Origin of the sequence: Aquimonas voraii (assembly GCF_900101825.1) — a bacterium.
Taxonomy (GTDB): domain Bacteria; phylum Pseudomonadota; class Gammaproteobacteria; order Xanthomonadales; family Xanthomonadaceae; genus Aquimonas; species Aquimonas voraii.
Genome location: NZ_FNAG01000007.1, coordinates 129,310 through 142,490 on the forward strand (window position 1 = coordinate 129,310; position 13,181 = coordinate 142,490).

Annotated in this window: 11 protein-coding genes; 7 read left to right on the forward strand and 4 right to left on the reverse strand. The window is 70.2% G+C overall.

Annotated elements, in window-relative coordinates; genetic code table 11:
* Positions 1-59 precede the first annotated feature (59 nt).
* Positions 60-3,584 carry a hybrid sensor histidine kinase/response regulator gene (locus BLP83_RS12420; protein WP_176764172.1) on the reverse strand — a complete coding sequence of 1,175 codons (3,525 nt, stop codon included), beginning with the start codon at positions 3,582-3,584 and terminating at the stop codon, positions 60-62.
* Positions 3,585-3,760: 176 nt separating this feature from the next.
* Here BLP83_RS12420 and BLP83_RS12425 point away from each other — a divergent pair, with 176 nt between their 5' ends.
* The 5 genes from BLP83_RS12425 to BLP83_RS12445 are packed head-to-tail and all read left to right on the forward strand — an operon-like array spanning position 3,761 to position 8,642.
* Positions 3,761-5,248, forward strand: coding sequence for a GTPase (locus BLP83_RS12425; RefSeq protein WP_176764173.1), 1,488 nt, complete (start codon positions 3,761-3,763; stop codon positions 5,246-5,248).
* Positions 5,245-5,994 carry a YceI family protein gene (locus BLP83_RS12430; RefSeq protein ID WP_091243234.1) on the forward strand — a complete coding sequence of 250 codons (750 nt, stop codon included), beginning with the start codon at positions 5,245-5,247 and terminating at the stop codon, positions 5,992-5,994. Before BLP83_RS12425 ends, BLP83_RS12430 begins: the two co-directional genes overlap by 4 nt.
* A complete protein-coding gene (locus BLP83_RS12435; protein ID WP_176764174.1) occupies positions 5,975-6,706 on the forward strand; it encodes a cytochrome b in 732 nt (243 codons plus the stop codon). Before BLP83_RS12430 ends, BLP83_RS12435 begins: the two co-directional genes overlap by 20 nt.
* 32 nt (positions 6,707-6,738) lie before the next feature.
* Positions 6,739-7,284 carry a YceI family protein gene (locus BLP83_RS12440; RefSeq protein WP_091243237.1) on the forward strand — a complete coding sequence of 182 codons (546 nt, stop codon included), beginning with the start codon at positions 6,739-6,741 and terminating at the stop codon, positions 7,282-7,284.
* A complete protein-coding gene (locus BLP83_RS12445) occupies positions 7,284-8,642 on the forward strand; it encodes a GTP-binding protein (protein WP_091243240.1) in 1,359 nt (452 codons plus the stop codon). Before BLP83_RS12440 ends, BLP83_RS12445 begins: the two co-directional genes overlap by 1 nt.
* Before the next feature lie 388 nt (positions 8,643-9,030).
* Here BLP83_RS12445 and BLP83_RS12450 read toward each other — a convergent pair whose 3' ends face one another.
* Both BLP83_RS12450 and BLP83_RS12455 read right to left on the reverse strand, forming a co-directional pair.
* Positions 9,031-10,491 carry an ammonium transporter gene (locus BLP83_RS12450; RefSeq protein WP_091243241.1) on the reverse strand — a complete coding sequence of 487 codons (1,461 nt, stop codon included), beginning with the start codon at positions 10,489-10,491 and terminating at the stop codon, positions 9,031-9,033.
* Between the two features lie 22 nt (positions 10,492-10,513).
* Positions 10,514-10,852: a P-II family nitrogen regulator gene (locus BLP83_RS12455; RefSeq protein WP_091243244.1), complete on the reverse strand. Its 339-nt coding sequence runs from the start codon at positions 10,850-10,852 to the stop codon at positions 10,514-10,516.
* A gap of 275 nt (positions 10,853-11,127) precedes the next feature.
* On the opposite strand from BLP83_RS12455, the gene BLP83_RS12460 reads away from it, so the two are divergent.
* Positions 11,128-11,772 carry a response regulator gene (locus BLP83_RS12460; protein WP_091243246.1) on the forward strand — a complete coding sequence of 215 codons (645 nt, stop codon included), beginning with the start codon at positions 11,128-11,130 and terminating at the stop codon, positions 11,770-11,772.
* A 255-nt stretch (positions 11,773-12,027) separates the two neighbouring features.
* Here BLP83_RS12460 and BLP83_RS12465 read toward each other — a convergent pair whose 3' ends face one another.
* A complete protein-coding gene (locus BLP83_RS12465; protein ID WP_091243250.1) occupies positions 12,028-12,609 on the reverse strand; it encodes an NfuA family Fe-S biogenesis protein in 582 nt (193 codons plus the stop codon).
* A gap of 186 nt (positions 12,610-12,795) precedes the next feature.
* Here BLP83_RS12465 and BLP83_RS12470 point away from each other — a divergent pair, with 186 nt between their 5' ends.
* Positions 12,796-13,143, forward strand: coding sequence for a 4a-hydroxytetrahydrobiopterin dehydratase (locus BLP83_RS12470; protein WP_091243254.1), 348 nt, complete (start codon positions 12,796-12,798; stop codon positions 13,141-13,143).
* Positions 13,144-13,181: the final 38 nt, after the last annotated feature.

A 13,181-nucleotide genomic window follows, 5' to 3' on the forward strand; every position in this document is an offset into this window, starting at 1 on the left:
GTGATCTGCGGGGCGCGCCTTCCTGGGCGCGCAGACGCACTCGATCCCCCAGCCGTGTCCTAGGCGTCGGCGCGAAGTGCGGCGCGCAGGGCCTCGGCCTCCGCCGGCTTGCGCAGGAAGCGATCGAAGCCCGCGCGCGCGGCCTGGGCCTCGCTTTCGGCATCCGCGCGGGCGGTCAGCGCGACCAGGCGCGGGACCCGCCCCTTCAGCAGCCCGGCAAGCTCGAAGCCATCGACGGCCGGCAGATCGATGTCGAGCACCGCGACATCGAAAGCCTGCGTCTCCAGCAGCGGCAGCGCTGCGAGGGCGTGCGCGGCGCGCTGCACGCGGCAGCCCCAGGCCTGCATCAACCCGACCAGCGCTTCGGCCACATCGGGATGGTCCTCGACCAGCAGCACCCTGAGGCCCAGCGCCGTCGGCGCGATCTCAGGTTCGGGCGCGGGCTGGCTCGCGGTCGCGGGGCCGTGCACCGGCAGGCTGAGTTCGAGGGTGAAGCAGCTGCCAATGCCGGGCTCGCTGCTGGCGCCGACCCGCCCGCCCATGGCCTCGGCCAATTGGCGGCTGATCGACAGGCCGAGGCCACTGCCGCCGTGCTCGCGGGCGGTGCGCTCGCCATCGACCTGCGCGAAGGGCTGGAACAGAGCGGACAGCTGCGAGGCGCTCAGGCCCGGCCCGGTGTCCTGCACCGCGAAGCACAGCCGGAGGCGCCCATCGGTCTCGAACCCGTTCGCCGTCAGCGCCAGCTGCACCCGCCCCTCGCGGGTGAACTTGATCGCATTGCCCAGCAGGTTCAGCAGGATCTGCTGCAGGCGCAGCGGATCGACCTCGACCCGCAGCGCGGCCGCGGGGTCGAGCTGCAACGCGAACTGCAGGCCCTTCGCCTGCGCCAGCGGACGCTGCAGCTCCGCCACCTCGGCCAGTAGACCCGGCAGGTCGACCGGCTGCGGAAGCAGCTCCAGCCGACCGGCCTCGATCCGCGCCATGTCCAGCGCCTCGTTCACCAGCCGCAGCATCATCTGGCCGGACCGGCGGACCGCCTCGGCCTGGCGCCGCTGCTCGGGACTCAGAGGCGAAGCCAACAGCAGGGCGTTCATACCGAGCAGGCCGGCCATCGGCGTGCGCACCTCATGCCCGAGGGTGGCGAGGAAGCGGCCCTTGGCCTCGGAGGCCTCCTGGGCCAGGCGCTGGGCCTGTTCCGCCATGCGCAGACGGTAGCGGGCAGCCAGCCGGCGTCGATAGCCCAGCACCGCCAGCGCCGTGCTCGCCAGCGCCAGCAGGGCATAGGCCAGCCAGGCGGCGGGCGTCCACCACCAGGGCGAGGCGACCATGATGTCGCGACTCTGTACCGGCAGCCAGCGACCGTCCGCGCCCGCGGCGCTCACGTGCAGGCGGAAGCGACCCGCCGGCAGCTGCGCGTAGGCGCGCTCGGGCACGTTGCCGGTCTCGATCCAACCAGGGTCGACGCCTTCGAGCTTGAAACGGTAGGCATGCGTGCGCGGATCGGCGAAGGACAAGAGTCGCAGGCCGATGCGCAAATCGCGATCGCCGTGGCGGAGCTGGATCGGTCCCGCCGGCAGCTCGATGCGCTCGCCCCTGCGGATCACCGAGGCCTCATGCCAGTGCAGGGGCGAGGGCTTGGCCGGGCCACGCAGGCGCGCGGGGTCGAACACCACCACGCCGCCCAGGGTCAGCGCCGCGATGTAGCCGTCGGCGGTCAGCAGTGGCGCCTGACGGTTGCGGAACTCGCTGCTCGGCAGGCCATTGCGCTCGGTGAACTGGCGCAGCTCGGCGAGTTCGCCCTCGCGCGGTGGCCGATAGCGGAACAGGCCGCGCCCCGTGGTCAGCCAGACTTCGCCCTCGGGCAGCACGACCAGCCCTCCGGACTCGACCTCGGGCAACCCGGCCTGGGCGCCGATGCCCTCGATGCGCGCCAGCGCAGATCCATCCCAGCGATGCCGTTCCAGGCCGGTCAGGTGGTGCAGCCAGAGCTCGTCGCCGCCGCTGAAAGCGAAGCCGAAGATGCGGGTCGCTGGCGAGCCGGGCACCGGCACGAACTCGCCGCCCTCCGGCGGGCGGCGATACAAGCCGCCGGGGCCGGCCCACCAGATCGCGCCGTCCGGTGCACGCGCCAGATGCTCGGTCTCGACCAGGGCGCCGCCGGACTCGGGGCCGCCGAACCCGCGCAGCACACGCCCCTGCGGATCGCGCAACTGCAGCCCCCCGCCAATCACGCCCAGCCAGATGCCCTCGGGCGTTTCCAGCAAATGGTCGACCTCACCGCTCGGCACGGGATCCTCGCCGGCGGTGCCGAAGCGCTGTTCGCGACCGTCGGCGAAGCGGATCAGCAGGCCATCCATGAGGCCCAGCCAGAGGCTGCCGTCAGCGCGCTCCAGCACCGCGCGTGGACGGTTGGGCGGCAGGTCATCGCCTGCCCGCAGGGTACGGATCTCACCGCTGACAAGGTCGAGACGCTCGAGCTCGAAGGCATGCCCCACTACCAGCAGGCCGCCGTCGCGCGCCTCGGCCAGGCTGAGCGGCACCGAGCCACCGCGTTCGGGCTCGCGACGCAGCACGCTGAAATCGCGCCAGGCCGGCGGCAGGCGTGCCAGACCACCGCCGTCGGACGCAAACCACAGGCCGTCCTCATGATCGCGCAAGATCGACATCACCATCCGCCCGGGGAACGCCCCGCGCAGGCCGGGCTGCACCTCGGCGGCGATCCAGTCGTGCCCGCGCAGGCTTTGCAGCCCGGTCGACATTCCAACCCAGAGGTGGCCGTCGCCCTCGTCGAGGATCGAAAGCACGTTGGCGCTGGGCAAGCCACTCCAACGCTCGAAGCGGGCCGTCTCGCCGACCAGTTCCAAGCGCCAGAGCGCATCCGTGGTACCCACGTGAAGGCCGCCGTCGGCGCGCTCGGCGAGCTGCCAGACCCAATGCCCGCGCGCCGACTCGGACGGCGGGCGATGGCAGTCGAAACCCGCACCGCGCGGCCGGCACAGGCCGCCGGTCGTGCCGATCCACAGCGTGCCGTCGCGGGCATGCAGCAAGGACAGCACGGTGTCGCCGCCGAGGCTGTCGGCGCGCGCCGGATCGTGGCGGAACACCTCCAACTCGCCGCGCGCGATGTGCATGCGGTAAAGCCCGGTGCGGAAGCCGCCGAACCAGAGGCTGCCGTCGCCATCGCTGCTGATCGCGAACACGTCGTCGGCTTCGATGCGCGGATCGGTGCTGCGATTGAAGTGGCGGAAGCGCGCCGGGCGCTGCGATTCCAGCCGGCTCAAACCACCGCCCTCGGTGGCCACCCAGAGCCGGCCCTCGCGATCCACATGCAGGGCCTGGGCATTGTTGGCCGGCAGCGAGTACGGGTCGTCGGAAGCGTGGCGGAAGATCTCGAAACCGACGCCGTCGTAGCGGGCCAGGCCCTCGACGCTGCCGATCCACAGGAAGCCCTCGCGATCCTGCGCCAGCGCGTACACCTTGCTGGAGGGCAGGCCGTCGGCGGTGCCGAAGCTGTCGAACAGGGGCGTCTCCGGCAGCGGCGGCGCCGCCCAGGCGGACGCGCCGACAACAAGGAGAAGACTCAAGGCGCAGAGGCAACGCGGAAAGCGCATCGGTTCAAGACCTGATCAATCGCTTGAGCGCGCATCCTGCCACAGGCCCTGCTGCAACGCGCCGTTGCAGCAGGGCAACGGGCCCTGATGCCACGGTGACGGCCGCGGTCCGTAGAATCGACCCGCCGCCTCCACGAGACCGTATCCGCGTGCGCCGACCCGGTGATCCCCTGCGACTGCTGCTGGCCCTGCTCGCCCTCGTGGCAACGGCGGCCCTGCTGTACCTGGGCCTGGCCCTGCTGGAGCGCAGCCTCGACGTATGGGCGCAGCTGCAGGCGCTGCCGGCTTGGATCCGCGGCGCGCTGCTCGCTGTATTGGCAGTGTTTGGTGCGGCCGGCGCCTGGCTCGCCCTGCGCCTCTTGCGCGGCGGCCCGGGCCGGGCGCCGCGCGCCGAACCGATCGATCGCGCGCGCATCGAAGCGCGTCTCGAAGCGCTCGAGGCGCTGGGCGAGCCGGCCGATTTCGCCCGCGGCGAGCTGACGGAGCTGGACGCAAGGCGTGCCCGCGGGGTGCTGCAGCTGGCCCTGTTCGGCGACATCTCCGCCGGCAAGAGCAGCCTGCTGCGCGCGCTGGTGCCGGGCGCTGAAGTCGCCGTCGACGTGCGCGGCGGTTCGACCACCGACGTCCGCCATCACCGCGCCCTGTTCGAAGGCCATCCGCTTGAGCTCGCCGACGTGCCCGGCACCCACGGTGCGGACGGCCAACCGCTGTCGGAACTCGCCCGTGCCGAGGCCGCGCGAGCGCACGCCCTGCTGTATGTCTGCGAGGGCGACCTGACCCGCGGCCAGGATGCCGACCTGCGCGCGCTCGCCCGCTTCGGCCGCCCGCTGTTCCTGCTGCTGAACAAATCCGATCGCTACGCCGACGGCGAGCGCACCGCCCTGCTGGCGCATCTGCGGCAGCGCTATGCGGACCTTGGACTGCGCGTGCTGGCGGTCAGCGCTGGACATCGCGAGCAGCTGCAGCGGATCGAGACCGACGGCCGCGAGACCACGGTCGAACGCGAACGCCCCGCCGATCTCGGCGAGCTGCCGCAGGCCCTGCGTGCGCTGGCGCGCATCGAAACCGGACAGCTCGAGCCCGCTCGCGAAGCGGCAACGCTGGCCGCGCTCGACGCGCGCATGGCCGCCGCCGAGCTGGCGGCGCGCGGGCGCGAAGCCGAGGCCATCCTGCGCCGCTACACCCGCCGCGCGCTGGTGGCAGCACTCGCCACCGTTGCCCCCGGCACCGACCTGATCATCCAGGGCGGGCTGGCCGCGGCGATGCTGCACGAGCTCGCCCGACTGCACGGCCGCAGCCTGCGCGATCTCGACGTCGATGCCTTCCTGAAGGCCGCCGGCGGCCGCGTGCGCAGCCATAGCGCGGTGCTGCTGGCGATCGCCGGCAATGCGCTGAAGGCCTTTCCCGGTCTGGGCACGCTCGGCGGCGGCCTCGTTCATGCGGTCGCCTATGGCCTGCTGTTCGATGCGCTGGGACGGGCGGCCGCCGAGGCCCTCGCCCAGGGCAGTGCGCTCGACCGCAGCGCCACCCTGGATGCCTTCGAGAAGCAGCTGGCCGCGCCGCGCGCAGAAGCCCTGAAGCGGCTGGCGGCGCTGGGCATCGAAGCGATTCGCGGCGAACGTGAGGTGCAGCGATGAAAGGCATCGTCAGCGCAGCGATCCTTCTGGCCGCGGCCTGCGCCGCCCAGGCCGAGCGCTATGTCATCGACCCGGTGCACAGCCGCGTGCTGATCCGCGTGTCCCATGCCGGCTTCGCCCAGGCCATGGCCACGCTGTCAGCACCGCGGGGCTTCATCGACTACGCCCCCGAAGCGCCTGAAACCGCCACGGTCGAGGTTGAGCTGCCGCTCGATCGGCTCGACTTCGGCGATGCCGACTGGAACCGCCGCATGGCGCGGCGCGACTATTTCGACAGCGAACGCCATCCGACCGCGCGCTTCATCTCGACCACAGTGCAGCCGGGCGCGAACGGGGAACTCCGCATCGAGGGACAGCTCGAACTGCGCGGGGAGCGCGTGCCGGTCACCCTGGCCGCGCGCATCAACCGCCTCGGCCGCGATCTGCCCTACGTCCCGCGCCACAGCCTCGGTGCCTCGGCCACCGCCACCCTCGACCGCCGCGACTTCGGCATGGACCGGCATGCCGGCGCAGTCGGCAACGCGGTCGAGGTGTGGATCGAAGTCGAAGCCCGCCGGCAGCGTCGCAGCGAGCGCGATGGCGACGAGCGCGGCAGCGCAAGCGCAGGCAAAGCCGACGCGCGCGATGCGCCGGACAGCGCTGACCCGAACGAGGCCAAGGCGCCGACTCCGGCGGACTCAGCACCCGCAGCTCCACCGCCACCCGACACCGACGAGGCCCACGACCATGCCACTGCGCAGCACTGACGCCACCTGGGGCTGGGGCAGCCAGTTCTTCCACTGGGCGACCGCGCTCGCCATCCTCGCCACCGCCTTCGTCGGCCTCACCATGGAGGACGTCGATGCGCTCTGGTACTACAGCCTGCACAAGTCGCTGGGCATGAGCGTGCTCGGCCTCGTGGTGCTGCGCCTGCTCTGGCGGCTGGTCGACCGCCGCCCGCCCTACCCCGCCGGCATGCCTGCCTGGCAGCGCCTGGCCTCCAGCGGCGCGCATGCGCTGATCTATGTCGCCATGCTGGTGATGCCGATCTCCGGCTGGCTGTACAACTCCGCCGCGCGCCGGCCGCTCGACTGGTTCGGCGTGTTCAAGATCCCCAGCCTCACCGCACTCGACCGCGAGACCCAGACCTACAGCCTCATCGGCTTCGACGCGCCGGGTTTCATCGACACGCCGCAAAAACTGCGCGCGCTGGCCGGTGACGTGCACGAGAGCCTGTTCTATGCCGGCGCGGTGTTGATTGCGCTGCACGTGGCCGCCGCGCTCAAGCACCACTTCTTCGATCGCGATGCGACCCTGGCGCGGATGCTGCCGGGCCTGTCCTCGCCCGCAGCGCCGGCGAGCCCGGCGTCGGCGAGCGACGCCGGCCCGTCGGCGCAGCCCGAGGCTGCGTCCACGGCACACCCCACGCGCGTATCCGAAGCGGGCGCGGACGCCGCCAAGCGCACTCCCGCCCCCTGACGCCCCATCCCCCCTTTGCCCAAGGAATCCGCATGAACCGGCTGTTCGCCCTGTTGCTGCTCACCGCTGTCGCCCTGCCCACCCTCGCCAGCGACTGGACCGTCGACCCCGCGGCTTCGAAGCTCGCCTTCGTCGCCGAATACAGCGAAGGCCCCATCGACGGCCGCTTCAACCGCTTCACCCCCAGCATCCGTTTCGATGCCGCGGATCTCGCGTCGGCGCGTTTCGATGTCGAGATCGAACTCGCCAGCGTCAGCACCGGCGATGAGGAGTGGGACGGCTATCTGGTCGGCGAGGATTTCTTCAACGTCGAAGGCTTTCCCAAGGCGCGTTACCACGCCGAGCGTTTCGAAGCGCGCGACGGCGGCTTCGTCGCGCTGGGCACGCTGGAGCTGCGCGGCGTGCAGCAGCCGGTCGAACTGGTCTTCAGCTTCGAGACCGAAGGCGACAGCGCCACGCTCAAGGGCAGCGCCCAACTCGACCGCATCGCCTTCGGCGTCGGCGGCGGTGACTGGGAGGACCCCGACACCATTGCCCACGGCGTCAAGGTCGAGACCGAGCTGAAGCTCAGCCGCTGATGGCCTCGCGCCTGAGCCGCTGGATGCAGCGCCTCGCCGCCCCTTTCCGGCGCGGCGAGGAGGCCACGGCCAAAGCCGAGGGCGACCCCCTGCTGCGCGCGGCCGACAGCCTGCGCAGCCTGCTTGACGACCCCGCGATTCCGGCCGAGATCCGCAGCGAGCTGGCGGCGGATTACGCCGAGGTCGAAGCCATGCTCGGCCGACTGGAGCAGGGCCAGATCCACCTCGCCGCCTTCGGCCGGGTCAGCGTCGGCAAGAGCTCGCTGCTCAATGCGCTGGCCGGCACCCAGGCCTTCGAGACCGGTGTCCTGCACGGCACCACCACCGCGCGCGGGCAGCAGGCCTGGCGCGAAGCCGCCGCCCATGGCGTGCAGCTGATCGATACGCCGGGCATCAACGAGCTCTCGGGCGAAGCGCGCGAGAAGCTGGCCTTCGAGGTGGCGCGGCGCTCCGACCTGATCCTGTTCGTGGTCGATGGCGACCTCACCCAGGTCGAGCTCGACGCCCTGCGCCTGCTCGCTGCCCAGCAGCGCCCGCTGCTGCTGGTGCTCAACAAGGCCGACCGCTACCGCGCCGACGAGCTCGACACCTTGCGTGCGCGCCTGCTCGAACACACCCGCGGCATCGTTCAGCCCGAGAACCTGCTGCTGGCCCGCGCCCAGCCCGCGCCGGAGCGCGTGCTGCGGGTCGACGCGCAGGGTCGCGAACAGCTCGACACGCGGCCGCGCGAGGTCGATGTCAGCGAAGTGCGCGCGCGCGTGTTTGCAATTCTGGAATCCGAGGGCAAGGCCCTGGCCGCGCTGAATGCCGCGCTGTTCGCCGGCGACCTCGCCGACAGCGTCGGCGAGCGCCTGACCCGCCTGCGCGCCGAGCTGGCCGCGCGCATTACCCGCAGCTACTGCCTGGCGAAAGGCGTGGCCGTGGCGTTGAACCCGGTGCCCGTCGCCGACCTGCTCGCCGCGGCGGCGCTCGACGTCGCCCTCGTCGTGCATCTGTCGAAGATCTACGCGCTGCCGATGAGCCGCGCCGAAGCCAGCCGCCTGCTGGCGACGGTCATCGCCCAGCTGGCGGCCCTGATGGGTGCGATCTGGGGCGTGCATCTGGTGGCCTCGGCGCTGAAGGGCATGAGCGCCGGCCTCTCCACCGCCCTCACCGCTGCCGCCCAGGGCGCCCTGGCTTGGTACGCCACCCTGCTGGTCGCACGTTCGGCCGAACGCTATCTGGCCCAGGGCAAGAGCTGGGGCGACAAGGGGCCGAAACGCGTGGTCGCCGAAATCGTTGAAGGCCTGGACCGCGACTCGGTGCTGCGCGAAGCGCGCAAGGAGATCCTGCGCAGGTTGCGCAAGCGCGGGGATTAGGAGCGAAACGGCGCTCGCCGAGCATGGGTCCGCATGCCGCTGGGCGCCCGGGCACTCTGCGCCAGCGCGAGGGCATCGGGGATTGGAAGCCCGTACCCGGCCACTTTCGCGAATCCCGAATCCCGAATCCCGAATCCCGAATCCCGAATCCCGAATCCCGAATCCCGAATCCCGAATCCCGGCTTCAAAAAGTGAGGGCGAAGCCGGTCGCCCGGCTTCGCCCTCTGGCCAGACTGTCGCAGCCCCCGCGAACGACAGTCGTGCTCGGTGCGGAAGTGCGGCTTCGGGTGCCGGCTTCCGATGATCAGGGCGTCCCTGCCCGCTCCGCTTCCTCCCCCTGAGCGCTGCGCTGACCCAATCCCCCGACCGGCCAGCGCGGCGCGTCGACTCAGTTGTACGCCGACTCGCCGTGGGCGCTCAGGTCGAGACCCTCGCGCTGCTCGTCGTCGCTGACGCGCAGACCCAGCACCACACGGATCAGGCTGAGCGCCACGAAGGTGACGACCGCCGACCAGACGATGGTGATGATCACGGCCTCGGCCTGGATCAGCACCTGCGCGGCGATCGAGAAGTCCTCGGCGCCACCGCCGCCCAGACTGGGCGCTGCGAAGACGCCGGTCAGCAGCGCACCGACGATGCCACCCACGCCGTGGACGCCGAACACATCCGCGGTGTCGTCGACATTGAGCAGGCGCTTCAGGCCGGTGACGCCCCAGAAGCACACCACGCCGGAGATCAGGCCGATGACGATCGCGCCCATCACCCCCACGCTGCCGCAGGCCGGCGTGATCGCCACGAGACCCGCCACGGCACCCGACGCGCCACCAAGCATGGAGGCCTTGCCGCGCAGGATGCCCTCGGCCGCCGACCAGGCCACCACCGCTGCCGCCGTCGCCATCAGCGTATTGATGAAGGCCAGCGCGGTGCCACCATTGGCTTCGAGGTTCGAACCGGCGTTGAAGCCGAACCAGCCGACCCACAGCAGGGAGGCACCGACCATGGTCAGCACCAGGTTGTGCGGCGTCAGATGTTCACGCCCATAGCCGAGACGCTTGCCGACCATGTAGGCCGCGACCAGGCCCGCCACGCCGGCGTTGATGTGCACCACGGTGCCGCCGGCGAAGTCCAGCGCGCCCTTCTCGAACAGGTAGCCGCCGCCGGCCCAGACCATGTGTGCGATCGGCAGGTAGCAGAACGAGAACCACAGCACCGCGAACACCAGCACCGACAGGAACTTCATGCGCTCGGCAAAGGCACCCACGATCAGCGCGCAGGTGAGCCCGGCGAAGGTCGACTGGAAGGCCACGAAGATCAGCTCGGGAATCATCACGCCGTCGGTGAAGGTGGCCGCCAGCGAGTCCGTGGTGATGCCCTTCAGGAACAGCGCATCGAGGCTGCCGATCCAGGCGTTGCCGCCAACGAAGGCGAGGCTGTAGCCGTAGACCGCCCACAGCACGAGGATCAGCGAGAACACGGTGGTGACCTGCATCAGCACCGACAGCATGTTCTTGGAGCGCACCAGGCCACCGTAGAACAGGGCCAGACCGGGCACCGCCATCATCACCACCAGCAGGGTGGCGACCAGCATCCAGGTGATGTCGCCCTTGTCGACGGTGGGCGCGGGCGCAGCCTCTTCAGCGGCTGCAGCCGGCGCGGGCTCGGCCGCTGCCGCCTCGGCGACGGGTGCGGGCGCTGCTTCCGCGGGTGCGGCCTGCTCCGCAGCGGGTGCAGGTTCAGCAACAGGTGCGGCGTCCTGCGCAATGGCGAAGTGGGTGAATGACAGCAGCGCCGCCAACAGCAAAGGCGACAGCGCGCGACGCAGACGGGCGGACAGGTGGCTCGTGGTCATGGGTTTCTCCTGTGCGCGCGGATCAGACCGCGTCCGTGCCGGTTTCGCCGGTGCGGATGCGGACCACCTGTTCGATGGGCGTGACGAAAATCTTGCCGTCACCGGTCTTGCCGGTGCGGGCGGCCTGGCTGATCGCCTCGATGACGACTTCAACCCGATCCTCGGACACGGCCGTTTCGATCTTCACCTTGGGCAGGAAGTCGACGACGTACTCGGCGCCGCGATAGAGCTCGGTGTGGCCCTTCTGGCGACCGAAGCCTTTGACCTCGGTGATGGTGATGCCGGACACGCCGGCCTGCGACAGCGCTTCACGCACTTCGTCGAGCTTGAACGGACGGATGATGGCGGTGACCAGCTTCATCGGCGGATCTCCTGATGCTGCCTGCGCATGGGCGCTCCCCTTGTGTGTGAATCCCCGACGAGGGCTTCAGCACAGGGCGTGCCAGCTCCTGCAGTGCAGCACAAATCTCCCCAAGTCTCTGTTTTTTAGACTTATGACGCGTAGGGCATAGCAGCAAATTGCCCCAGTTTGGTGCAGCCCCGCAGGCAGCTCACCGTACTGGGGCGAATTGCCGGGGCACTCACTGGACCTTTGCCCTACCGACGCTCGCCGTGTCGATGGCTACCATCGCGGGCATGAGCACCCTGCTGATCGCCGACGACCACCCGCTGTTCCGTGCTGCGCTCACCCAGGCCGTGCGCGGCTTGGACGATTCGCACATGGTGCTGGAGGCCGACAGCCTGGATGCCGCGCGCGCGCAGCTCTTGGCGCATCCCGGGATCGACCTGCTGCTGCTCGACCTCAACATGCCGGGCAGCCAGGGCCTGATGGGCCTGGCTGCCCTGCGCGGCGAGTTCCCCGGTGTGGTCGTGCTGATGGTGTCCGCGCAGGACGACCCCGACATCGTGCGCCGCGCCCTTGCGTACGGCGCTGCCGGCTATGTACCCAAGAGCCTCGATCTGGAGGGCATCCGCGCCGCGCTTGATGCCGTGCTGTCCGGCGAGACCTGGCTGCCGCCCGCGCTGAAATCCGCCGTCGAAGCCCAGCCCGCGCGCGACGAAGACCGCGACATCTCCAGCCGCCTGGCGCGGCTGACCCCGCAGCAGATCCGCGTGCTGCAACTGCTGGCCCAAGGCCGGCTCAACAAGCAGATCGCCGACGCGCTTGGCATCCAGGAGCGCACCGTCAAAGCCCACGTCAGCGCGATCTTCGAGCGTTTGGGCGTGCGCAACCGGACGCAGGCCGGGGTGCTGCTCGGATCGCTGGAGTTGGGGCGGTAGGTTGGAAGCTGGGATTGGGGATTCGGGATTGGGGATTCGACAGAGCTCTCGTCTTGGCGCTCCCCTTGCCGCAAGGGCAGTTGTTGTTTGCCCACCCGACGCCACCAACTGCGCAAGCGCTGCGCCTGTCTGGAAAAATCACCCAGGACCAGGCACAGCGGAGCACAGGCGCAAGGCACTCGATCCCCCGCGCGCTAGCATCGGCGAACGCCCGCTTCTACGAATCCCCAATCCCGCTTCGCCTGAGCGATCCGCTCAGGCAAAGTAAGGCATCTCACCCTTCGCATGATCCGTCGCGTCGCGCACCGCGCGCACTTCCGGTACGCGCTGCATGAGCGTCTTCTCGACGCCATTCTTGAGCGTGTAGTCGACCTGCTTGCAGCCCTGGCAGCCGCCGCCGAAGCGCAGCACGACGATGCCGTCGGCGGTGATCTCTTCAAGGCTGACGCGGCCGCCATGGCTGGCCACGCCGGGGTTGATCTCGGTATCGATGACATGCTGCACGCGCTCGACCAGGCTGGCCTCGGCACCGGGCGGCACGCCCTTGATGCGCGGCGCGCGTACGGTCAGCTGGCCGCCGGTGGCTTCGCTGACGAAGTCGATCTCGGCGTCGGTGAAGTACTCGGCACTGGCCGCGCGCAGATAAAGAACGAAGCCCTCGCACTGCACTTCCCACTCATCACCGTCGAGATCGACCGCCTCGACAAACTCCAGCTTGGCGTCGGCGCTGGGCGTGCCGGCGCGCACGGCCGAGAGTCGGATGCCGGCGATGTCACCGCCCTGCTGCTGGATCAGACGGACGAAATACTGCTGGGCGGCGGTGGTGATCTGGATCATGGCGCGACGGCACCCGCGGAAATGGGACCGAAATGGTACCGCATGCTCCGGGACGCTTCGTGAGCCGGATCAAGCCCAGCGCAGGACGAACCGATCGCGGCCCTGGATGGGATCCACACGCGCATCGGGCGCTTGCCGACCGCTGGCTATACTCCGCGGCCTTGCTTCCAACGGATGCGACACGCCATGACCACGCTCGCCGAACTCGCCGCCCAGCGCTGCCGCCCCCTGCGCGGGGCCGAACACTTGGTCGATGCCGGCCGTATCAATGCGGCGCTGGCCGCCCTGCCCGGCTGGGAACGAGTCGAAGACGGTGCAGCGATCCGCAAGACCTTCGCCTTCGACGACTACTACCGGACCATGGCCTTCGTGAACGCGCTGGCCTACATCGCCCACGCCGAGGATCACCACCCCGACCTGTCGGTGCACTACAACCGCTGCGTGGTGCGCTATTCCACCCACGATGTCGGTGGGCTGTCCGATAACGACCTCATCTGCGCGGCCAAGGCCGAGCGGCTGTTCGGCGCCGGCTGAAGGCCGGGTCGGCCCGACATGCCGCCGGGGCCCAGGTT